Raw genomic sequence first — 22135 nt, forward strand, 5'->3', positions numbered from 1 at the left:
ATACCGTACAGTGCCAGACGAGCTAATTTCCGTGGGGAACGGTAACTGATGAAAATGATTGGCCTGATTGGCGGCATGAGCTGGGAATCCACCGCACTCTATTACCGCATCATCAATGAACAGGTAAAGCAGCAGCTGGGCGGACTGCACTCGGCGCGCAGCCTGATGTACAGCGTCGATTTTCAGCAGATTGAGAAATTGCAGGTCGCCGGTGAATGGCAGCAGGCCGGTGAAATCCTGGCCGAAGCCGCCCGTAGCCTGGAGAAGGGCGGGGCGGATTTCATTGTGCTGTGCACCAACACCATGCACAAAGTCGCCGATCAGATCACCACGGCCACCCGCATTCCGCTGCTGCATATTGCTGACGCCACGGCACAACGCATTCGTCAGGCCGGCGTGAAACGCGTCGGTCTGCTGGCGACCGCGTTCACCATGGAGCAGGAATTCTATAAAGGCCGCCTTGAGCAGCAATATGACATCGAGGTGCTGGTACCGGACGCTACCGGACGTAAAACGGTGCACGACATTATTTATCAGGAGCTGTGCCTCGGCGTGATCCGTGAAAAATCACGCGCGCAGTACCGTGACATTATTGCTCAGCTGGTGGCACAAGGGGCTGAAGCCATTATCCTTGGCTGTACCGAAATCACGCTGCTGGTTAAAGCGGAGGATGCGGCGGTGCCGCTGTTCGATACCACATTAATCCATGCGCAGGACGCGGTGAAGCTGGCGCTGGCAACAAATAACTAGCCTGCTAATTATAATCTGTGTTATTATGTGCTCATTGAAGGCACAACGCCGACCCGCATGGTCGCACAGGGATGTGCCAGAACTGGCTGCCAGCACTGGCAGCCTTTTTTGTGGCTGAAAAAGCGTCAGAACGCTGTTTCCAGTGAATCGGTGACGCAATAGTCATCATCCACCAACGGTAAATAGCGCCACTTATCAAATGCGGTACAGGGATGGGAAATGCCGCAGCCAATCCAGTCGCCCGGTTGCAGCGGATCGTCCGCCGGTAACTGCAAATAAGCGTGCTGATCGTTGACGTCGGTGATGCGCAAATGCGTGGCCGCGCGCGGTGCGCTGCCGTCCACCTGACGAATCCACAGCGGATTGGGCAGATCCTGATCGAACGGCACATCGCGCCGGCCGAAATCAACAAAGGCCAGCCCCGGCTCCGGACGCGATAACACGCGGCCCCAGATCTCCAGTGCGGCGCTGAAATGGTGCGTTGCTCCCGGCTGCGCAAAGGGGGCAATGCGTGCATACAAGCCGCTGTCATGTGCCATGTACGCACCGGATCGAATCAGCGGCGTGACCGGCAGCGGCAACTGTGCCGCGCTGAAGCAGGCCGCGACCACATCGAACCACGCGCCACCGCCGGCGCTGAGAATAATTTCTCCGCTGGCAAACAGCTGATGTTCAGCCAGCAGCGCGGCGGTCGCGATCATCATCTCGCAGTAATCTTTCACACGCTGTACGCCTGCAGCATCGCGTCCGGCACCCAGCGCACCTTCATATCCGGCCACCCCCACCAGCTGCAGCGAGCGGCTGTCATGGATTGCCTGGGCGATTTCCAGCGCGGTCTGCGGCGAGCGACAGCCGGTGCGGCCGCCGCTGACCGACATCTCCAGCAGCACGGCGATCTGTGCGCCGCCGAGATGCTGCTCAAGCAGTTTTACGCCCTGCAGCGAATCCACATAACAGAGAAAGCCGTGGTCGGGATGTTGCTGTTGCCACTGGCCAATCCAGCGGATCCCGGCGGGATCCACCAGTTCATTGGCGAGAAACACGTTGCGGATGCCAAACTGGCGCAGCGCGCGCACCTGGGCCGGCGTCGCTGCGCTCAGGCCCCAGGCGCCGCCTTCACTGACGGCACGGCGCAGAATCGCCGGCGACATCGAAGTTTTGCCGTGCGCGGCCAGCATCACGCCGTTTTCCTGGCAGAACGCCGCCAGCTGCCGCAGGTTATTCTCCAGCGCCGATTGTTTCATCAGCATCAGCGGCGAAAAAACCTCAGGGCTGTTAAACACCGGCGTGCCGTTAGCCAGCGGCTGATTGCCCGTTCCGGCCACTGATTTAAACCGCGGCGCAGGCTGCAGCGCATCCAGCGCGCCGTCGGCCTGCAAAGGGAAGTGAATCGACATCCTGCCTCCTGTTAGTGCTCAAGTACGCGCGACAAAAACTGCTGGGTGCGCGGATTCTGCGGATTAACAAAAATCTGCTCCGGCGAACCCTGTTCGGCGATCACCCCCTGGTCCATAAACACCACGCGATCGGCGGTTTTACGCGCAAAGCCCATCTCATGCGTCACCACCACCATGGTCATGCCTTCACGGGCCAGACTGCGCATCACTTCCATCACTTCACCAACCAGTTCGGGATCGAGCGCGGAGGTGGCTTCATCGAAGAACATGATTTTCGGCTCGACCGCCAGCGCGCGGGCAATCGCCACCCGCTGTTGCTGCCCGCCGGACAGTTGAGCCGGATAGTGATGCGCGCGCTCCGCCAGGCCAACGCGCGTCAGCGCCGCCATGCCGCGTTTGTTCGCTTCCGCTTCGGACAGCTTCTGCGCTTTGATCAGCGCCAGCGTCACGTTGCCGAGTGCGGTTTTATGCGGGAACAGGTTGAACTGCTGAAACACCATGCCGACGTGGCCGCAAATTTCACTGCTGCGTTTACGGTCGTGCAGCGGTACTTCATTAACCCAGATTTCGCCGCCGTCGGCGGTTTCCAGACCACTCATAATGCGCAGCACGGTACTTTTTCCCGAGCCGGAGGCGCCAATCAGCACCAGCACTTCGCCCGGCGACACGTCCAGGCTGATCTCTTTCAGTACCTGAGTTGCGCCAAAGGATTTGGTAATACGGCTCAGCGTAATGGCGGATTTGCTCATGATAACTGGCTCCTGGTTTGATGATGTTGAACCCAACGGGAAAGCGGAAAGCAGACAGCGAAGTAGAGCAGGGCGACCAGGCCGTAAACCACCACCGGCTGGCCAATGCGATCAACAATCGCCTGCCCCTGGTGCATCAGCTCCGACATGCCGATCATGCTGACAATCGACGTATCTTTGATCAGTGAAAGATACTGACCCACCAGCGGCGGCAGTACGATGCCGCGCGTTTGTGGCAGCACTACGCTGAGAAACGTCTGGCGTTTTGATAATCCGAGGATCCACGACACTTCCCACTGCCCTTTCGGCACGGCTTCAATGCCGGCCCGGAACACTTCAGCAATGTAAGCGCCCTGATAAATGCTCAGGCCCAGAATGCCGGCGGCGAACAGATTGATTTCATAACCAAAATAGGCCACACCGAAGTAAATGAACATCAGGGTGATCAACACCGGCGTGCCGCGAAACAGCTCGGTGTACAGCACGGCAATCTCTCTGGCGATCGGCAGACGGCTGGTGCGAAGCACCGCGGCCAGTAAACCGAGCAGGGTGCTGCCGGCGATAGCGGCGATGGACAGCAGTAAGGTGGTGACCAGTCCTTTCAGCAGGATTGGCAGCGAGCTGATGATAAGTTCACTCATAGCGCATTCTCCCGTTTCACTGGATTAATCAGCCATTTTTTTGCCCACCGCCAGCCGGACTTTTTTACCGGCGTCACCAGCGGCGGGTGGAACAGCCGGCGTCCGGCCACGGTGCCAAGCCATGAAAACAGGTTGCTTAGCACCAGATACACCAGGGCAACGACGCTGAAAGTCTGGATATAAAGCAGGGTGCGCGCGTTAATTACCGTGGCGGTACCGGTCAGCTCCGGAAGGGCGATTGCCGAGAGTAGCGACGTACCGAGTAGCAGCTGAATCAGGTTATTGATGATCGCCGGCCAGACGGCGCGAGCAGCCTGCGGCAGCACCACGCTGAGAAAAATCTGGTGACGCGGAATGCCGAGGATATAGGCCGCTTCCAGCTGACCCTTCGCCACGGACTGAATACCGGCGCGGAAGGTTTCCGACAAATAGGCACCGACGTTAATCCCCAGTGCCAGCACCCCGGCGGTAAAGGCGCTCATGGTGATACCGAGCGACGGCAGGCCAAAAAAGATGATAAAAATTTGCAGCAGCACCGGCGTATTGCGGATGAATTCAACATAACAGTGGCTGATCCAGCGCAGCGGCGCCAGCGGTGAAGATTTCGCCAGTGCGGCCAGCAGACCGAGCGCCACCGCCAGCGCGAACGCCAGCAGGGTCACCTGCAGCGTGAGCCACGCGGCCTCCAGAAAGGTGTCGGCGTAACGCCACAGGGTTAGCCATTGATAACTCATGGTATGACTCCTTCAGGCGGCGCAGCCTGTGCGACTGCGCCGTGGGCGGACAATCAGTATTGCGGATTCAGCGGATAACGCGGTTTGCTGCCGAACCATTTCTCATACAGCTGGGCGTTCTCACCGGATGCGTTGATTTCAAACAGGAATTCGTTGAGGTAATTGGTCCATACCTGATCGCCCTGTTTCACCCCAAAGGCGTTGTACTCCAGTGGTACCAGCGCTTCGTTAGTTACGGCCAGTGACGGATCGAGCTTCGCCTGGTAAGCGAGGAAGTTGTTATCCTCGATCATCGCATCGGCCTGGCCCTGTTTGACGGCCAGAATCGCCGCCTGGGATGAGTCGTACTCCTGAATTTTCACGTCGATGCCGAGGTTGCGCACTTCGTCGCCATTGGTCGAGCCTTTCACCGTGGCAATGGTTTTGCCGGCCATGTCATGCGCAGACTGAATGCCGCTGTTTTTGCGCACCAGCATTGCCTCACTGGCCACTACGTACGGATGGGTGAAGCCAATCTCTTTGGCGCGTTCCAGATTGCGGGTGAAGTTACAAAACACCACATCGACTTTGTTGGTTTGCAGATTAGGGATGCGGTTGGCGCTGGTGGTGTTGACCATTTCCAGCTTCACGCCCATCTCTTTGGCCAGCGCTTTCGCCAGGTCAACGTCGTAACCATCCGGGTTGCCGTCTTTGTCATAAAAACCGAACGGTGCGAAGCTCAGGCAGTCACCGACGCGCAATGTGCCGCGCTGCAGCACGGTTTGCAGCGCCGACTGTGGCGCGGCGCCAGCCTCTTTTTTCTCTTCGGTCGGCGTACAGCCTGCTATCGCCAGCAAGACCAGCGCACCGGCCACGGTTTTGGCACTTAATTTCAGCGATGTTGCATTCATCTTTATGCTCTCTTTAAATGTTTGACGAGACGGCGTTATTCCGCATCACCCGTTTAATAGACGATCGCCAGCGCAGCGGCCGCACCGCGTATTTCGGGTTATTTTATTGAAAAAGCAAATGCATTAATTAATATCAGGCTGGCCTGGTGTTGGCGAAGAAAATGAACATCGCAGCCTGGTTGAACGGTATTACTTATTTACGGTCGGCGCGGAAACATTTCATGTCCACTTCGACTTTGCAGTCGACCACTAAATCCTGCACGCTACAAATACGCGCCGGTGGATGACCACTGAATATCTCACTGAAGACTTTGTTGAAAGAACTGAAATAACGCGCGTCGGTCAACACCGCCGTCACATGGACCACATCCTCCACGCGATAACCCGCTTCGCGCATGATAGTGAGGCAGTTGTCGAACGCTAACTGTGTCTGTTCGATGATGCCGCCCTCTACTACTTCGCCGTCGCGCATCGGCGTCTGGCCTGAGATATACAGCCAGCCATCGGCCTCAACGGCGCGGGCGAACGGCAATTTTTGCCCGCCGGTACCGGTACCGCCCTCAATGCCATAACGTTTGATCGTCATGTCTTTCAGCTCCTTTGCACACTACCGTTTCTGTCTGATATACCAGACTGCTATCTGCAATACCGGATAGGACGAGATTTGCACAGCTGTTGTTTTTTTGCAATATGGCAATCGGCAATTAATTTCTTGCCGTGCTGGTGCGATCGCAAAATAAAATCCAGTGCTTAAGTTTTTTGAATAGAAATGTGACCGCTATCGAATTTAACAGCGAGTCCCATCCTTTTTATGCGCCACAATGGGGCCCGAAAATAGCGCATGATAAATAAATTCGCCGGAAAGATTTTTATTATTGCGGGGATGGGTAATTTCGTTTGCCGGGTGTATCATGCAGCTCTTTTTAAACGCAGATGAGTAGCACCATAACGACAGGGGAGTGAGCGTATGCCGGATGAAAAAACGTCCCGGGCACGCGGTGTTGACCGGGTTATTGATATTTTTCGCCAGCTGCATATCGCGCGTCAGCCTATGGCGATGCGGGATTTAATCGAAGCGACCGGTGCACCGCGCTCCAGTATTTATGAGCTGGTCAGTTTGCTGAGTGAAGCGGGTCTGGTTGAGCTTGATGCGGAAGGTGCCGTGTTTTTTGGTCGTGAAATGCACTATTACGGTGCGGATTACATGGCCCACAATGATCTGATCCGTCGTGCACATCAGCTTATGGTTGAGATCGTGGCGCGTCATGGCGAAACCGTGCAGCTGTGTATGCTGGAAGGTAACAAATACACCGTGGTGCTGTCGGAGAGCAACGCCCATCCGTTTAAAATCACCTCTGATATCGGTGTGCGCGTGCCGATCACTTGGACAGCGACCGGTCGTTTACTGCTGAGTAACTGGTCGGACAGCGCCATTCTCGACCTGATTCCGGAGGAGGATTATCGGCTGGCCAGCGGTCAGATTCTCGACAAGCAGACCTTCCTCGAAGAGATTCACCGTGCCGGCCAGCTGGGCTACTGCATGACCGAAGGTCTGTCCGAAAGCTTTACCTGCTGTATGGCTGCACCGATTCGCTCGCGCAGCGGCCAGGCGGTTGCGGCAATCTGCTTTATGGTCAGCCGTGATACCCCGGCGGAACGCCGACAGATGCTGTTGCAGGAGCTGATCGCGTCCGGGCAGAAATTGTCTGATTTCACCTGAGCCGTTGCTTCGCTACAGCTTAATGCGGCAGGCTCCCGGCGCCGTATTATTCGCTTACAACCGCGTGCCGCCGGGTTTATTTTGCCGTGATTAAGGTTGTGTTAAGGTAATTGATAATAATAACTATTTCTTTTACCACGGAGTTTTGGCATGAAAACGCGCCTGTTACTGGCAATGGGGATTCTGGTCTCAACCGCAGCCTGCGCGACTGACTATCCGCTCACCGTCACCGACATGGATGGTCACACGCAAACAATCAGCAAAGAACCACAGCACATCATTCTGCAGGATGGCCGCGATGTGTTGACGCTGGCGCTGCTCGATCGCGACAATCCGTTTAAACGCGTCGTGGCCTGGAACAATCTGCCGAAAAAGCAGGATACGCAAACCTGGGATATGCTGAAGCGCCGCTGGCCTGAAGCGACAAAAATTGTCGATATGGGCTTCAGCGATCAGGGCCAGGTTAATCTGGAAAGCGTGCTGGCGCAGAAACCAGATCTGATGATTGCACAGCTACGCGCTAAGCCGGCGCTGGAACAATCCGGCGTGCTGAGCACGCTGAACAACCTGCACATCCCGGTGCTGTTCGTCGATTATGAACTGCATCCGGCACAAAACACCGCCCCGAGCGTCACGCTGCTGGGCAAAGTGCTGAACCGCGAAAGCGAAGCCAAAGCCTACACCGATTTTTACCAGCAGCGCTTCGACCGCATCACGCAAGCCGTTGCGAAGGTCAAAAACAAACCCACGGTATTTATCGAACCCATTGCCGGTAACAGCGATAACTGCTGCTTTACCCACAGCCATAATGGCTGGGGTGGGCTGGTAGAAGCGGTCGGCGGCAAAAATATTGGTTCGGCACTGCTGCCAGGCAATGCCGGCTTTGTCGCGCTGGAAAAAATCATCGCCATGAAACCGGATGTTTACATCATGACCGGTTCAAAGCGGCCAAACAGCAATGTGCTGCCGTTTGGTTACGGCGTGCAGCCGCAGGAAGTACGTGCCACGTTTCAGACGTTATTGCAGCGTACCGGCCTGGCGCAAATCGCGCCGGTGAAGCAGGGGCGCGTGTATGGGGTGTATCATCACTTCTACAATCACCCGTACAACATTATCGGCATGGAAATCCTCGCGAAGGATCTCTATCCGCAGCAGTTTGCCGATCTTAAACCGGTGGCGGATTTCCATACCCTCGTGAAAACCTTCACTCAACTGCCGGACGATGCCATCGAACTGAGCTATCCGGACAACCAGTAATTGCCCGCAGCGGGCGCCCGGCCCGCTGTTCGCTTTCCCTGAAAGGCAAAATCCCCACAAAAAGTGCACGACGATCATGACACTGCATATTGTTATGTTATAACATATCAATATCAGCACCCCTTCAGGTGCGCGTGATGTCATTATTCAGGAGTGATTATGTCAGCTTTATCCACAAACGGCGGCTTCAGGCGGCTGCCGGTCACCGTACTCTCTGGCTTTCTCGGTGCCGGAAAAACCACTTTGCTTAACCATATTCTCAACAACCGCGAAGGCCGCCGCGTGGCGGTGATCGTCAACGATATGTCGGAAGTGAATATTGATGCCGCGCTGGTGCGCGAGGGCGGGGCGGCGTTGTCACGTACCGACGAGAAGCTGGTGGAAATGAGCAACGGCTGCATCTGCTGCACGCTGCGCGAAGATTTACTGCTGGAGGTCAACCGGCTGGCGAAAGAGGGGCGTTTTGATCATCTGGTGATTGAATCGACCGGCATCTCTGAGCCGCTGCCGGTGGCGGAAACCTTTACGTTTGCCGATGAAGAGGGGCAAAGCCTGTCCGCCGTGGCGGCGCTGGATACCATGGTGACCGTGGTAGATGGCTACAATTTCCTGCGTGACTATGATTCCAGCGAAAGCGTCCGCTCGCGCGGCGAATCGCTCGGCGAGGAGGATGAGCGCACGGTGGTCGATTTGCTGATCGATCAGATTGAATTTTGCGATGTGCTGATTCTCAACAAAACCGACCTGATTGATGCGGCGGAGCAGGCACGGTTGACCGCGATTCTGCACTCGCTCAATCCCCGTGCGCGGATTATTCGCGCGCTGTTTGGTCAGGTGGCGCTTGATCAGGTGCTGAATACCAGCCTGTTTGACTTCGATGCTGCGGCACAGGCCCCCGGCTGGCTGAAAGAGTTGCGCGGCGAGCACACGCCTGAAACTGAAGAGTACGGCATCCGCAGCTTTGTTTTCCGCGCGCGGCGTCCCTTCCATCCGCAGCGTTTTTATCAGGTGATTACGCAGCACATGCAGGGCGTGGTGCGGTCGAAAGGATATTTCTGGCTGGCAACCCGCCCGCGTCACGCCGGATCCTGGTCGCAGGCCGGCGGCGTCACGCGGCAGGGGCTGGCCGGGATGTGGTGGGCCTGCGTGCCTGAAGATCGCTGGCCGCAGGACGCAGACACGCTGCATTACATCCGCGAAAACTGGCATGAGGGCACGGGGGATGCGCGGCAGGAGATGGTGATCATCGGGATCGATATGGATGAAACCGTGCTGCGTCAGCAGCTGCACCATGCATTACTGACCGATGAGGAGATGGCGCTGGGGCCAGACGGCTGGGCACAGTTGCCGGATCCGTTCCAGCCATGGTTTGACTGATGCGTCGCCGCGCAGCGGGCTGTGCGGCGACGAACCTATTATCATAATCCGGTATTCATCAGCCGCATCTGGGTGCAGAACGGACACTGACAGCCGGTCACCGCCGCCGCCAGGCGCGCATGCGCTTCGGCAATTGCCAGCGGCTGCGCCTGATCGGTGCTGGCGAGCGCATTAGCCGGTTTCAGCGCCAGCTTTAACGGATCGATTTTCGCCTGAAATGCCCCCGCTTTCGCCGAAGCAAAAGCAATCACTAACAGTGGAACGGTAACCTTCATCGCAGCAACCTCAATCAGAGCACGGGATTGTAACGATATAACATAAACGTGACGCTGTTAAGCGCCTTTATGTGGCGATCCCAGCCACATTGAAACTTCGACGCCATCAGCAAACGGCAGCGAGGTATAGAGGCGGCTGCCGTGGACCATTTCCAGATATTCCGGGCTGAAATCGGCATCATCGGCCACAATCAGGGCACCCGGACGCAACCAGGGCTGCACCAGCTGCAAAATCTCCGGATAGATCGCCTTCGCGCCATCCAGCACCAGCATATCAACGCTGGCTGGCAGGTCCTGACTGAGCGTGTCCAGCGCATCGCCCACGCGAATTTCAATCAGATCACTGACGCCAGCATCGGCAAAATGATTGCGCGCCAGCGCCACTTTGCCCGGCTCAAACTCGCTGGTGATGATGCGGCCGCCGCCGTTATCGCGCACCGCCGCCGCCAGGTGCAGGGTGGAGAGACCAAACGAAGTACCAAACTCAACGATATGCTGCGCCCGGCTGCTGCGCGCCAGCATATACAGCAATTTGCCGGTTTCCCGCGAGACCGCCAGCGGCACATCTTTTAAATGACCGTAAAGTTCGCGGTAATCGGTTTTGCTCTGCAGCAGACGCGTTTGCTCCTCATCGGACATCACGCGAAACGCTTCATTGGTGGGATGCGCCATGTTATCCGCCAGCTCAAATAAATAGTTAAGCAGCGGCGCCAGCGGCGCGGAAGTCAGGGTGTTCATCATCGTTTTCCTGCATCAGAAGATGGATTTTGCGTCAGGAACAGAATACGATGAATTACTCGCATTTCACTATTCGCGTTCAGGAGCAGACGATGGCCGCACAACGTAACGCTAAGATTTCTGAAAGAAAAAAGCCGCAGCAGGCGCGATCCAGTGAGCTGGTGGCAGCCATTTTGCAGGCGGCGACTCAGGTTCTGGAGCAGGAAGGTGCCACGCGCTTTACCACTGCCCGCGTGGCCGAACGGGCGGGCGTCAGTATTGGATCGCTATACCAGTATTTTCCCAACAAGGCCGCTATCCTTTTCCGTCTGCAGAGCGAAGAGTGGCAGCGAACCGGCGATCTGCTGGGTTCGATTCTGCGCGACAGCGCATCTACGCCGCGTCAGCGCTTGCATCAGCTGACCTGGGCGTTCCTGCACTCGGAGTGTGAAGAGGCGGCGATGCGCACCGCACTGAATGATGCCGCGCCGCTTTACCGGGATGCGCCGGAAGTGCAGGCCGCGCGCGCCAATGGCGAGAATGTGATGTGCGAATTTCTGCAACAGCTGCTGCCGCAGCGGGACGCGGCTGAGGTGGCGCGGGCGGCGGATTTAATCAACAGTACGCTGGGGGACGTCGGCAAGCATTTTTCCGAATCGCCGCGCAGCGCAGCAGAAATTCAGGCTTACGCACGCGATATGGCAGACATGTTCTGTGCCTGGATCAGAGAAAAAGGGGCCGAATTGCAGTAAAAAATGGGCTGGAAATCTCTGAAAGCGGTTAACAAACTCATTATTCACATTCTCATTAATCCACACCGCGAGTAAGCTTGATAAAACCTTGGTAAAGCCGGATGGATTGACGGCACACAGAGACGGGAGAGCATGATGGCAGTAAAAATGATTGCGGTGGATATGGATGGGACATTTCTCGATGACAATAAGCAGTACAACGCGCAGCGTTTTGCGCGCCAGTACGCGCTGCTGAAGGAGAAAGGCATCCGTTTCGTGGTCGCCAGCGGCAATCAGTATTATCAGTTGCAGCACTATTTTCCCGCTATCAAAGATGAGATCGCCTTCGTGGCAGAAAACGGTGCCTGGGTGTCCGACAGCAACGAAGAAATTTTCTGCGGCGAACTGGCGCCGGAACGTGTTCATCAGGTGCTGGATATTCTCGCCAAAGAGCCGGAGATCAGCACCGTGGTGTGCGGTCGCAACGGGGCTTATGTGCACAAGTCAATGCCGGATGAGGTGGTCGCCATGCTGGCCAATCACTATCGCCGGCTGGAGAAGCGCGACAGTCTGTACGATATCGACGATACCATTTTCAAGTTTTCGCTGAATCTGGCACATGAAGGTGTCGAGGCGCTGCTGGCGCGTCTGCACAGCGAACTGAACGCGATTGAAAACATCATGCATCCGGTCTCCAGCGGATTTGGCTTTGTCGATTTGATTATTCCCGGCTGCCATAAGGCGCACGGCATCGCGCTGCTGCAGGAGAAGTGGGGCATTGATGATTGTGAAGTGCTGGCGATTGGCGACAGCGCCAACGACATCGAAATGCTGCGCCAGGCCTGTTACAGCTTTGCCATGGCCAACGCCGCTGCACCGGTGGCAGCCGTCGCGCGTTATCGGACGGAAAGTAATAACGACGAGGGCGCTCTCAACGTCATCGCCCGCCTGCTGGCACGCGAAACGCCGTTTGGTTAACGGGCACTGGATCGATCCACGAACCGCGGCGCTATTTTGTGTGTGATAAATCGCGCCGCGACGAACAGTATGCGACCCGCGCGTGGTTATTCACTGGCGGATGACGCTGCAGGGCGGGCGTTTTCCGCCGGCGTGCCGCCTGCTGCGCGAAGATTAGCTTCCATCTCATCCAGTGCCGCCTGGTTTTCTAATCCCCACTGATACATCTGCTCAATCGGACGGGCGAAGGTCATGCCCAGCGCGGTCAGCCGGTAATCCACTTTCGGTGGAATCACTTCGTAAACCTGACGCGCAATTAAGCCGCGCTGCTCCAGCTCTTTCAGTGTCTGAAACAGCATTTTTTTCGAAATCCCCTGCAGGCTACGCTGCAGTTCACCAGTACGGGCGCGCTGTCCCGGCCAGTGATATAGAGCGTGCAGCACCATTGTGCTCCACTTCACCGAAAACAGATCCATCAGACGGCGCGGTGGCGAATCCGCATAGAAAACCAGTTTGCCATCAACCCAGGCTGGCATCGCACTCTCCTTTATGGTCACCAAAAGGTGACTACTATCAATTCTGCACCACGTTGATTATAGTCTGCCGCCTTCATTCAGCTCACATCAGAATTTGAGGAAGGCATCATGAAAATTAACGCACTGGTGGCGCAGGATGCAGCGCAACCGCTGGCTGCCGGCCAGATTACTTTGCGTCCGCTGCAGCAGCAGGACGTAAAAATTGAAATTCTTTACTGCGGCGTATGCCATTCTGATTTGCACATGGCACGCAATGAGTGGGCGGTCAGTCGTTATCCGCTGGTGCCGGGCCACGAGATCGTTGGACGCGTGCTGGAGACCGGAACTCAGGTTACGCGCTTCAAAGCCGGTGATGTGGTCGGTGTGGGCGTGATGGTGGATTCCTGCCGTGCCTGCCACTTCTGCCAGCAGCAGGAAGAGCAGTACTGCGAAGCGGGCTTCACCGCCACTTACAACGGCATCGATAAATACACCGACGACAGCACCTGGGGCGGCTACGCGCAGCATGTGGTGGTCGATCAGCATTTTGTCGTGTCGATCCCGCAAAATCTGGCGCTGGCGGGCGTGGCACCGCTGCTGTGTGCGGGCGTGACGGTGTGGTCACCGCTGCGCCATTTTGGCGTCAAAGCCGGCGATAGCGTCGGGGTAGTGGGGCTGGGTGGTTTGGGCCACATGGCGGTAAAACTGGCCAGCGCGCTGGGCGCTGAGGTTACCCTGTTTACTACCTCGCCGGAAAAAGGCGCTGACGCACGTCGTCTTGGTGCGACGCGCGTGGTGGTGTCGCGTGATGCCGCGCAGATGGCGGCATGCCAGACCTCGCTTGATTTCATCATTGACTGCGTGGCGGCACCGCACGATCTCGATCCTTACCTCGCGACGCTGAAGACCAATGGCCGTCTGGTGCTGGTCGGCATTCCGGACCAACCGCATCAGTCGCCGAACGTCACGCCGCTGGTGTTTCGCCGTCTGAGCATCAGCGGTTCATCCATCGGTAGCATCAAAGAGACCCAGGAGATGCTGGATTTCTGCGGCGAGCATAACATTACGGCAGATATTGAGCTGATCGCCGGTGAAGAGATCGAAACGGCCTTCGCGCGTATGCTGAAAGGCGAGGTGAAGTACCGTTTCGTCATTGATATGCTGGCGACTCGCTGGTAATTGCCCGGCCATGGCTGGCGATTTCAGGCTGAAATCGCCGGCTTTGCTATCAACAGATTACTCAGGCAATCTGCATTCCGTATCCGCATAGACCTGACTGCCTTCGCGCTTACCCACACCTAATACCATGACAGTGATGGTTTCATCCTGCACAAGGTACACCAGGCGATATCCTGAAGCTCGTAGCTTTATTTTGTACTGATCTTTTCGTCCGTGAAGTTGTGCTGAGGGGACACGGGGATTTTCCAGCCGTTGTGCCAGCTTTTTCTTAAACTGCTCACGCACCGGATGACCCAGTTTCTTCCACTCCTTTTCAGCGGAAGGAACGAACTTTAATTTATAAGTCATCCAGCGAAATCTCTTTCGCATCCGCTAATTCAGAAATGCGTTCATCAGCGATACGACCCAGTTCTGCATCTTCTGCTAATTCCATCAGATATTGGTAAACAGCCGGTGGAACGCAGTAAAAAGCGGGCTCGTTGCGGTTTAAGATAGCAATGGTTTCCCCTTCCGCTGAACGCACTGTTCCCATGGGATCACGCTTTAAATCGGTGATGCTGGCAGCGGTGTTTGACAGGATCTGAAATGGCATGGTGAGGTATCCGGACTTAGATAATGAAAACAGGTGAAGTATATTAACACTTTATGGTGCTGATATTAGCGCTTTAAGAAGTGCTTTAAAAGAGTCTTTTGGCTAAATACTATACCGCTTTTATGACACAGCACATTTTCGCCCCGCGACAGTAAACAATTCCCGTTACGGTCCGATAACTCCTTCTGCAAACTCAACAAAAACAACAATGACAGGAGCGAGACATGGGACTGGTCTCCCGATTACGGAATGTGCGCATTACGCGCAAACTGGCGGCGGGCTTCGGCATCGTCCTGCTGCTGGTGGCGCTGGCCACAGCGCTCAGCGTGCAACGATTCAATCAGATTCACGACATCTATCAGAAAACCAATCTGATTTATGACATCAACATTGAAGTCTTTCAGGCCAAAATCAATCGTCTTAAATATCTATACGGCGAGGACAAAGCGGGCGACACCATGACGGATTACGTCACGCACGCTCAGCAACTGACGCAGCAGGCCCAGCAGTTGCCGTGGACGGCGGATGCCAGAGGGTTGCTCAACGATGTCGCCAGCCATCTTGCCCGTTTTCAGCACAGCATCACCGCCATGACCCAGGCAACCCGACAGCTCAACGATCTGCGCAGCCAGCTGGATGCGCTGAGCCAGCAGGACATGACGTCGCGCTATACCGCACTAATCCGGACCCCTGTCAGCACACCCGAACTCACCAACCAGATCTATCAGCTGCTGTTTGCCATCAGTAATGTGCGCGAAGAGGCCTGGGCGCTGCGCTTCAACGTCAGCGAGGCACTACGCAATAAACTGGAACATGATTTTCAGCGCGCCGGCCAGGATATGAACACGCTACTGACTCAGCTGCCAGCGGAGCAGCAGGGTGGATTTAACGCGCTATGGCAGGATACCGAACGTTTTAAAGATTTGAGCCTGCAGGCGGCAGCGATTTACGGCCAGCTGCGCGGCGCGGAAAACACCGTCAAAGTGGCGGGCGATAACAGCAGCGCGGCGATCAAACAGATCATCGCCCTGGTTAAGGCACGTAACGATGAACTGGCTAACGGGTCAGCGGCGCTCTCGCTGCTGATTGGCAGCCTGGCAATAGTGCTGGGCGTGCTGGTGGCCTGGACCATTATCCGGCAGATTACGCGCCCGGTGTTCCACAACCTAGCGCTGGCGGAACGCATTGCCAGCGGCGACCTCAGTTCGCAGTTTGTCACTAATCGCCAGGACGAGCTCGGCCAGCTCACCTCTGCCATGGGACGCATGAATGCGCGGCTGCGCGGCATGATTGGCGAGGTGCTGCACAGCGTCAGCAATGTGTCGCAGGCTGCCAGCACCATACACCAGGGTAACCTGGAGTTGTCGTCGCGCACCGCCCAGCAATCGGCTGCGGTGGTGGAAACCGCCGCCAGCATGGAGCAGCTGACCGCCACGGTGAAAAATAATGCCAGCAATGCGCGTCTCGCCAGCCAGATCGCGGCGGAAGCGACGCATAACGCCAGTCAGGGCGGTATCGCGGTGCACAATGTCGTCAGCACCATGGGCGAGATCTCTGATAGTTCTAAGAAAATTGCCGAGATTACTGCGGTGATCAACAGCATCGCCTTCCAGACCAATATCCTGGCGCTCAACGCGGCGGTTGAAGCCGCCCGCGCCGGCGAGCAGGGGCGCGGCTTTGCGGTGGTCGCCAGCGAAGTACGTAATCTGGCCCAGCGCAGTGCCGGAGCGGCGAAAGATATTGAACGACTGATTGGCGAATCGGTAGGGCGTATCAGCAACGGCCATCAGCAGGTGGCGCGCGCGGGTGAAACGATGGAGCAGATTGTCAGTAGCATCGCACGCGTGAATGAAATCATGGCGGAGATCTCGGCTGCTTCTGATGAGCAGAGCCGCGGCATCGAGCAAATCGCGCGCGCAGTAGGTGAGCTGGACGGTACTACCCAGCAAAATGCGTCGCTGGTCAGCGCGTCATCCCATTCCGCACAGGCGCTGGAAGAGCAGGCATTCATGCTGCAGCGGCTGGTCAGCCAGTTCCGTTTGCAAGGCGCTGTAAACTAAAAACACGCGCAGCGGCAGCGAACTGCACCTGCTGGCCGCTGTTGATACTGGCGGTAAAGTGCTGTTATTTACGCGCCCGCCAATGTGCAAGGCGAAAATTCTTAAAAAAAGTCGCCGCAGGGCGACTTTTTCCCGATACACTGCCATTTTTGTCGACCTGAATTTTCCCGTGAATGAATTACTACTCGCCTGATGAAAACCATTTGAAGCGCCGGTCAAAACGCTTCGTTCGTCGTATGTTCATCATGCGTCAGCTCGGCACGATCCTCTGTTTCTTTCCGATTCTTTCAGTGTTACTGGAAATGCAGCGCGGACTGGCATTCAGCGCACTGCTGTTTGTGAACGCCTTTTTCTGGCCCTGGCTGGCGTATCAGCGTGCGCTTCGTGCTGAAGACTCAACCGGTACCGAACGCCAGAATCTGACGCTGGATGCCGCCTTTGGCGGAATCTGGGTGGCGCTGATGGCGTTAAGCCCGATGCCCTCTTTTGTCATCATGGCGGTGCTGGCATCGGATCGCTATGCCGCTGGCGGCGGCGCGCAGCTGATTGCCGCCATACAGGCATTTTTGTGCGGGTTTATTATGGTGTGGCTGCTGGATGGCACCAGCGTACATCTGGCGTTCAGCACGCAAACCGTCTGGCTGACGTTGCCGCTGGCCACCTGTTATATGCTGGTACTCAGCGTGGCTTCGTACAATCTCACCTGGCATTTACGCACCCGCAACCGTGAACTGGAGCGCATCGCGCTGATGGATCCCGGCCTGAAAATCCCTAACCGCCGCCTGTTTGAGCGGCGGCTGGAGAGTGAGTTTCTCAGCACGCGGCGCGGCGATAGCAGCGGCTATCTGCTGTTGCTGGATGTCGATCACTTCAAAGTGGTCAATGATAGCTGGGGCCATGAGGCGGGCGATTTTCTGCTGGCCGAGATTTCGGCGCTGCTGCGCAACTATGTCGGGCTGCAGGACATTCCGGCGCGCTTTGGCGGCGATGAGCTGGGCGTTATCGTGCATCAGGCCAGCGATGAATCGGTGGTGGAGCTGGCCGAAAGGCTAAAAGAGAAGATTGCCCAGCTGCGCTTACCGGCCTCGGCAGAGTTTCGCTGCTCGGTCAGTATCGGTATTGCGCCTGCGGTCAGCGCCGAATCGTTAAGCGACTGGCTGCGCCATGCGGATGAAGCGCTGTATGAAGTGAAGCGCGCCGGGCGCAACGGCGTGCGGCTGTGGCAAACGCCGCTGGCCCGCGCATCATAATCAGAAAAATTCAGGATCGCAGTTTACTGGAAAATTCAGCGAGTTGGCGATGAAGCAGGCTTCGTGTGCCTGATGATGCAATGCCCGCGCGCGATCGGCATCCGCTGGGTCGCGCAGTTTGATGCGCGGCTTCAGCGTGATATCGGTAAAGCGTCCACGCGCCCCCTCGACCATGTTCCCTTCGGCAGCATCTTCATACTCCTCCACCACAATGCCGGCATCGGCGCACAGGTGTAAATACCACAGCTTATGGCAGGCCGCCGCAGACGCCAGCAGCAATTCCTCAGGATTCCAGCGCGTTTTATCCCCGCGGAATGCCGGATCGGCACTCAGCAAAATGGGCGGTTTACCGGGTGCCTGTAATTCGCTGTCACGATCGTAAGCGGTATAAGAAGCTGTGCCATCGCCGCGATTGCCGCTCCAGCGAAGGTGAATCTGGTAATGGTGCTGCCGTGCTGCCATGGGAAATGTCCTGTTCAGTGAGATCACCTTAGCGGTTGTTATTCACAACGTTCGCTACGTTTTGGTGCAAATTAATCAGGTGCGCGTCGATGCGCATCTGAAACACCTTACAGTAAAACATCTACGTAATCAGCGTATCTCATTGACATACATAAAGTGTTCAGTGCTGAAACGGTGATGCGCAAGAATCACCGGCGTGGCGCTTTGATCAAATGAGACCTCATCGATCACCATCACCGCGTGCGGCAGAACAAGTTCCAGCAGGCTGGCATCTTCTTCTGTAGCGAGCGTGGCGCTGATCTGCTCGCGCACCGCCGCAACACGCACATCGTACTGCTCAAACAGGTAGCGATACAGCAACTGCGGTAGCTGTTCCGCCGGCGGAAAGTCGGGCAGACGCGCGGCGGGCAACACCAGCGTTTCATGCATGGCCGCAATGCCCTTCACCCGGCGCAGGCGTTTCAGGCGAATCACTGCGTCACCTGGTGCGATCTGCAGCTTATCGGCCTCGTCGGCGCTGGCGCGGCTGTGCTGATACTCCAGCAGTCGCGTTTCCGACTGCAGCAAACCGCCCGATTTGTCATGCAGACGAAAATAGTGAAAGAAATGGCTGAGGTTATGCAGCGGCGCCCAGCCGGTCACCACCGTGCCGGTTTTGCGCCGGCGCATCAGCATCCCTTCCGTCGTGAGCGCCGCCAGCGCTTTGCGCACCGTACCGACCGAGACACCGAACTTCGCCGCCAGACTGTTTTCACTGGGCAAAATGGTGCCCGCCGGCAGTTCGCCCTGCAGGATGGATTCACTGATATAGCGCTTCACTACTTCGTACAGCGGAGCGCCTTCGCCTTCGTTCAGGCGACTGAATTGAGGAACGTCGTGCGCGTCATAGTTTTTTTGCATGTTTCCGATTACCGATTGACCCCAGCTGTTCATTTGCATTATCTATAAACTATATAGAAATACAATAAGTGAACAGTTTATGCAGGAAAATTCATCACTACAGCGCGCTCTGACCCATATCGCCGACGATCAGGCGCAGATTCTTGACGATCTGCAACGCATGCTGGCGGTGGATACCTGCTTCCCGCCCGGACTGGGTTACGCCGAATTCGCCGACCTGCTGAGCACGATGCTGCAGCCGATGCAGTTTTCCCTGCAGCGCGTTTCGGTGCCCGACGCACTGTGGCAGACGCCGGACGGCAGCGCGCGGGGCGAGCGGGTGAATCTGCTGGCCGCGCTGGATGCCGGCGCGTCTGAAAACTGCAATCTCTACTTTCACACCGATACGGTTCCGGCCGGCGATGGCTGGCGCTTTCCGCCGCTGGCGCTCAGCGTGGCGGAAAACAAGCTGTTTGGACGCGGTGCCGCGGACATGAAAGGCACCATCGTGGCCGCGCTGGCTGCGGTGCGGGCCGCGCAGCGCTATCAGCTCCGCCTGCGCTATAACCCGGTGTTTTTACTCTGTACCGATGAAGAGGGCGGCCTTTATCCCGGTATTCGTTATCTGGCGGAGCAGCAGTTATTTCACGGTCACCTGCTCAGCTTCAACGGCGGCGCGGTGCCGCGCATCTGGGCCGGCTGTTTTGGCAGCATCGATATCAAAATTATCGTCAGCGGCCGCTCGGCGCACTCCGGCGATCCGCTGCAGGGTATTAACGCCATTGAGGCTGCGCTTCCGCTGATGAATGCGCTGTATCAGCTGAAAGGCGAGGTGGAACAGCGGGTTTCGGCAATGCCCGCGCCGCCGCACTATCAGGGCCAGCCGCTCACCGCCTTACTGACGCTGGCCGCCGCGCACGGCGGCAGTAAAGGCTCCACCATTCCGGAACGCTTTGAGCTGCTGGTTAATCGCCGTTATGCGCCGGAAGAGCCGTTTGCCGACGTGTGGCAGGAGCTGACGCAGTGCGTGGATAAGGCGATGCAGGGCAGCGCCGCCAGCGACGTCACGCTGCAGCTGATTGGCCATCTGGCGCCGGTCGCCGATCCCACCGGTCCGCACTGGCCGCGCTGGCAGGCGGCGCTCAGCCAGGGCTTCGGCTTCCCGCCAGCAGAATTCAAAGCCTGGGGATCCGCCACCAGCTCGGATATGGGCTGGGTACAGCAGGCCGGCATTCAGGAAATTTTGCTGGGCGGACTTGCCCGTCCCGATAACCGCATTCATGCCGCCGATGAATACACCACGATGGCAGATGTTATTGCACTTTCGCAGTCGATTCTGGCGTATCTCGCCAATGATTTTCAGCCAACCCAGGGTAATTAATAAACCAACGAGGAACAGAAGATGTGCGCCATGAAAGGGTTAAACCGCAGACAGTTTATCGCCAGTTCAACCGCCCTGACCGGAGCGGCGCTGCTGCCCTGGTCATTCAGTGCCTCGGCTGCCGCCGTTGCCAGCGCGACCCCGGGCGGCACGCCGCGTAAAGGTGGCGTATTGCGCATCAGCGTTGACCAGGCGGTCAGCGTGCTCAATCCCCATCAGGTGCGGGTTAATCCGGAATATCTTGTGGCAGAGCTGTTGTATAGCGGCTTAACCCGCCTGACGCAGGCGATGAAAGCGGAAGGCGATCTGGCGCAGTCCTGGCAGCCGAACGACGACTTAACCCAGTGGACCTTCACGCTGCGGCCCGATCTGCGCTTCAGCGACGGTTCGCCGCTCACCGCAGCGGACGTGGTCGCCAGCCTGCAGGCACTGCTGGACCCGAAAAACGCCTCACCGGCGCTGCACAACATCGGCCCGATTAAAACGGTAAGCGCCAAAGACAACAACACCATCCTGATTGAGACCGAGGCGCCTTATGCCGATCTGCCGGTGATGCTGGCCTATCCGGATGCCAAAATTATCCCGGCGCATATCGCGCAGGGGCAGTACGACAAGCTGAGTAGCGCCTCGCTGGGGGCCGGGCCGTTCCAGCTGGTGTCTTACGATCCGGAACGCAAAATCGTGGTGAAACGCAACCCGCACTATTACGACGCCACGCGGCCGTATCTGGATGGCGTGGAAGTGGTGGTGTATCCCGACGCTATCGCTGAAAGCTCCGCGCTGATCGCCGGCGATACCGATCTGATGCTGAGTGCGCAGTCGAGCGAGTTTGCCCGCTTAGCCAAATCGGCGGGCGTGCTGCCGCTGCGCGTGGCATCCGGTCAGTTTCTTAACGTCAACATGGGCTGCGATCAAAAGCCCTTTAATGATGTGCGCGTCCGCCAGGCGCTGGCGCTATGCGTGGATCGTCAGGCATCGGTAGATTTTGTCGCAGACGGTCTGGGATCGCCGGGTAACGACACGCCAATCAACGCCGCTTATCCGTATTACGCGCAGCTGACGCAAAAAGCGCTGGACTACAGCAAAGCCAAAGCGCTGCTGGCGGAGGCCGGTTATCCGAATGGGCTGGATTTAACGCTTATCGCCTCAGACAAGCCGTCAACCCGCACCCAGCTAGGGATTGCCCTGCGGGAGATGGCGAAACCGGGCGGTTTCCGTATCAATGTGCAGACCATGGCGCACAGCACCTATCTCGATCAGGTGTGGAAGAAGGGCAATTTCTACGTCGGCTTTTACAACATGCAGCCGACGCCGGATGCGGTGTTTTCTCTGCTCTATACCTCAACAGCGGCGTGGAACGAAACGCGCTGGAACAATGCGGCTTTCGACGGTGCGGTGATGGCGGCGCGCGAAACCAATGACGAAACGCTGCGCACCCAGCTGTACGGCAAAGCGCAGCAGCTGATGCACGACGAGGTGCCCTCGTTAATCCCGACCTTCTTTGATTTGCTGGCTGCCAGTCGTGAGCACGTGGCGGGCTATCATCTGCATCCGCGCGGGGCGGTATTCCGCCTCGATCATGTCTGGCTGACCGCTAACGCGCCAAAGCGCAGCCTGTAAGG

At 57.1% G+C, this 22135-nt stretch carries 24 protein-coding genes; 11 read left to right on the plus strand and 13 right to left on the minus strand.

Annotation, left to right across the window (positions count from 1 at the left end; genetic code table 11):
* The first annotated feature begins 48 nt into the window (after positions 1-48).
* The gene (locus tag E7738_RS20975; RefSeq protein ID WP_394516383.1) at positions 49-750 is read left to right on the plus strand and encodes an aspartate/glutamate racemase family protein; all 702 of its coding nucleotides are present in this window, start codon (positions 49-51) and stop codon (positions 748-750) included.
* A gap of 125 nt (positions 751-875) precedes the next feature.
* Here the strand turns inward: E7738_RS20975 and E7738_RS20980 are convergent, their stop codons facing one another.
* From E7738_RS20980 to E7738_RS21005, 6 genes are all read right to left on the minus strand, one after another.
* The gene (locus E7738_RS20980; RefSeq protein ID WP_394516384.1) at positions 876-2147 is read right to left on the minus strand and encodes an alanine racemase; all 1272 of its coding nucleotides are present in this window, start codon (positions 2145-2147) and stop codon (positions 876-878) included.
* 11 nt (positions 2148-2158) lie between these two features.
* Positions 2159-2896 carry an amino acid ABC transporter ATP-binding protein gene (locus E7738_RS20985; protein ID WP_021508752.1) on the minus strand — a complete coding sequence of 246 codons (738 nt, stop codon included), beginning with the start codon at positions 2894-2896 and terminating at the stop codon, positions 2159-2161.
* Positions 2893-3537, minus strand: coding sequence for an amino acid ABC transporter permease (locus E7738_RS20990; protein WP_059010072.1), 645 nt, complete (start codon positions 3535-3537; stop codon positions 2893-2895). Before E7738_RS20990 ends, E7738_RS20985 begins: the two co-directional genes overlap by 4 nt.
* Positions 3534-4271 (minus strand): amino acid ABC transporter permease, encoded by a 738-nt coding sequence (locus E7738_RS20995; protein ID WP_021508750.1) that lies wholly within the window; start codon positions 4269-4271, stop codon positions 3534-3536. Before E7738_RS20995 ends, E7738_RS20990 begins: the two co-directional genes overlap by 4 nt.
* A 53-nt stretch (positions 4272-4324) precedes the next feature.
* A complete protein-coding gene (locus E7738_RS21000; RefSeq protein ID WP_021508749.1) occupies positions 4325-5161 on the minus strand; it encodes an ABC transporter substrate-binding protein in 837 nt (278 codons plus the stop codon).
* Between the two features lie 193 nt (positions 5162-5354).
* On the minus strand, positions 5355-5747 hold the full coding sequence (locus tag E7738_RS21005) for a RidA family protein (RefSeq protein ID WP_021508748.1): 393 nt from the start codon (positions 5745-5747) through the stop codon (positions 5355-5357).
* A 381-nt stretch (positions 5748-6128) separates the two neighbouring features.
* Between E7738_RS21005 and E7738_RS21010 the strand changes: the two genes are divergently transcribed.
* The 3 genes from E7738_RS21010 (at position 6129) to zigA (ending at position 9515) form a co-directional block, all read left to right on the plus strand.
* The gene (locus E7738_RS21010; protein WP_010615761.1) at positions 6129-6881 is read left to right on the plus strand and encodes an IclR family transcriptional regulator; all 753 of its coding nucleotides are present in this window, start codon (positions 6129-6131) and stop codon (positions 6879-6881) included.
* A gap of 150 nt (positions 6882-7031) precedes the next feature.
* Positions 7032-8138 carry an ABC transporter substrate-binding protein gene (locus E7738_RS21015; protein WP_021508746.1) on the plus strand — a complete coding sequence of 369 codons (1107 nt, stop codon included), beginning with the start codon at positions 7032-7034 and terminating at the stop codon, positions 8136-8138.
* Between the two features lie 159 nt (positions 8139-8297).
* The gene (gene zigA, locus E7738_RS21020; RefSeq protein WP_394516385.1) at positions 8298-9515 is read left to right on the plus strand and encodes a zinc metallochaperone GTPase ZigA; all 1218 of its coding nucleotides are present in this window, start codon (positions 8298-8300) and stop codon (positions 9513-9515) included.
* Positions 9516-9556: 41 nt separating this feature from the next.
* Here zigA and E7738_RS21025 read toward each other — a convergent pair whose 3' ends face one another.
* The gene (locus E7738_RS21025; protein WP_394516386.1) at positions 9557-9790 is read right to left on the minus strand and encodes a hypothetical protein; all 234 of its coding nucleotides are present in this window, start codon (positions 9788-9790) and stop codon (positions 9557-9559) included.
* Positions 9791-9847: 57 nt separating this feature from the next.
* Complete coding sequence (locus E7738_RS21030) at positions 9848-10528, minus strand: O-methyltransferase (protein WP_031279936.1); 681 nt, start codon at positions 10526-10528, stop codon at positions 9848-9850.
* Between the two features lie 92 nt (positions 10529-10620).
* On the opposite strand from E7738_RS21030, the gene E7738_RS21035 reads away from it, so the two are divergent.
* Both E7738_RS21035 and E7738_RS21040 read left to right on the plus strand, forming a co-directional pair.
* Positions 10621-11259, plus strand: a complete 639-nt coding sequence (locus tag E7738_RS21035; protein ID WP_058775568.1) for a TetR family transcriptional regulator — start codon at positions 10621-10623, stop codon at positions 11257-11259.
* Positions 11260-11394: 135 nt separating this feature from the next.
* Positions 11395-12216: a Cof-type HAD-IIB family hydrolase gene (locus tag E7738_RS21040; RefSeq protein ID WP_021508741.1), complete on the plus strand. Its 822-nt coding sequence runs from the start codon at positions 11395-11397 to the stop codon at positions 12214-12216.
* Between the two features lie 86 nt (positions 12217-12302).
* On the opposite strand, the gene E7738_RS21045 is transcribed toward E7738_RS21040, so the two are convergent.
* On the minus strand, positions 12303-12731 hold the full coding sequence (locus E7738_RS21045; protein ID WP_058770471.1) for a winged helix-turn-helix transcriptional regulator: 429 nt from the start codon (positions 12729-12731) through the stop codon (positions 12303-12305).
* A gap of 108 nt (positions 12732-12839) precedes the next feature.
* Between E7738_RS21045 and E7738_RS21050 the strand changes: the two genes are divergently transcribed.
* A complete protein-coding gene (locus E7738_RS21050) occupies positions 12840-13889 on the plus strand; it encodes an NAD(P)-dependent alcohol dehydrogenase (protein WP_394516387.1) in 1050 nt (349 codons plus the stop codon).
* 57 nt (positions 13890-13946) lie between these two features.
* Here E7738_RS21050 and E7738_RS21055 read toward each other — a convergent pair whose 3' ends face one another.
* Positions 13947-14237 carry a type II toxin-antitoxin system RelE family toxin gene (locus tag E7738_RS21055; RefSeq protein WP_088517503.1) on the minus strand — a complete coding sequence of 97 codons (291 nt, stop codon included), beginning with the start codon at positions 14235-14237 and terminating at the stop codon, positions 13947-13949.
* On the minus strand, positions 14227-14481 hold the full coding sequence (locus E7738_RS21060; RefSeq protein ID WP_058758675.1) for a type II toxin-antitoxin system Phd/YefM family antitoxin: 255 nt from the start codon (positions 14479-14481) through the stop codon (positions 14227-14229). The genes E7738_RS21055 and E7738_RS21060 overlap by 11 nt, the downstream gene beginning before the upstream one ends.
* Before the next feature lie 224 nt (positions 14482-14705).
* Between E7738_RS21060 and E7738_RS21065 the strand changes: the two genes are divergently transcribed.
* Entirely contained in the window at positions 14706-16541 is a 1836-nt protein-coding gene (locus E7738_RS21065; RefSeq protein ID WP_394516388.1) for a methyl-accepting chemotaxis protein, read from the plus strand.
* A 173-nt stretch (positions 16542-16714) separates the two neighbouring features.
* On the plus strand, positions 16715-17791 hold the full coding sequence (locus tag E7738_RS21070; protein ID WP_021508737.1) for a diguanylate cyclase: 1077 nt from the start codon (positions 16715-16717) through the stop codon (positions 17789-17791).
* On the opposite strand, the gene E7738_RS21075 is transcribed toward E7738_RS21070, so the two are convergent.
* Both E7738_RS21075 and E7738_RS21080 read right to left on the minus strand, forming a co-directional pair.
* Positions 17792-18253 (minus strand): OsmC family protein, encoded by a 462-nt coding sequence (locus E7738_RS21075; RefSeq protein WP_104093520.1) that lies wholly within the window; start codon positions 18251-18253, stop codon positions 17792-17794.
* Positions 18254-18382: 129 nt separating this feature from the next.
* Complete coding sequence (locus E7738_RS21080) at positions 18383-19153, minus strand: GntR family transcriptional regulator (protein WP_394516389.1); 771 nt, start codon at positions 19151-19153, stop codon at positions 18383-18385.
* 79 nt (positions 19154-19232) lie between these two features.
* Between E7738_RS21080 and E7738_RS21085 the strand changes: the two genes are divergently transcribed.
* Both E7738_RS21085 and E7738_RS21090 read left to right on the plus strand, forming a co-directional pair.
* Positions 19233-20513, plus strand: coding sequence for a M20 family metallopeptidase (locus tag E7738_RS21085; protein ID WP_394516390.1), 1281 nt, complete (start codon positions 19233-19235; stop codon positions 20511-20513).
* A gap of 21 nt (positions 20514-20534) precedes the next feature.
* Entirely contained in the window at positions 20535-22133 is a 1599-nt protein-coding gene (locus E7738_RS21090; RefSeq protein WP_288422310.1) for an ABC transporter substrate-binding protein, read from the plus strand.
* The last annotated feature ends 2 nt before the right edge of the window (positions 22134-22135 follow it).

The sequence above is a fragment of the Pantoea sp. SGAir0430 genome (assembly GCF_043549295.1).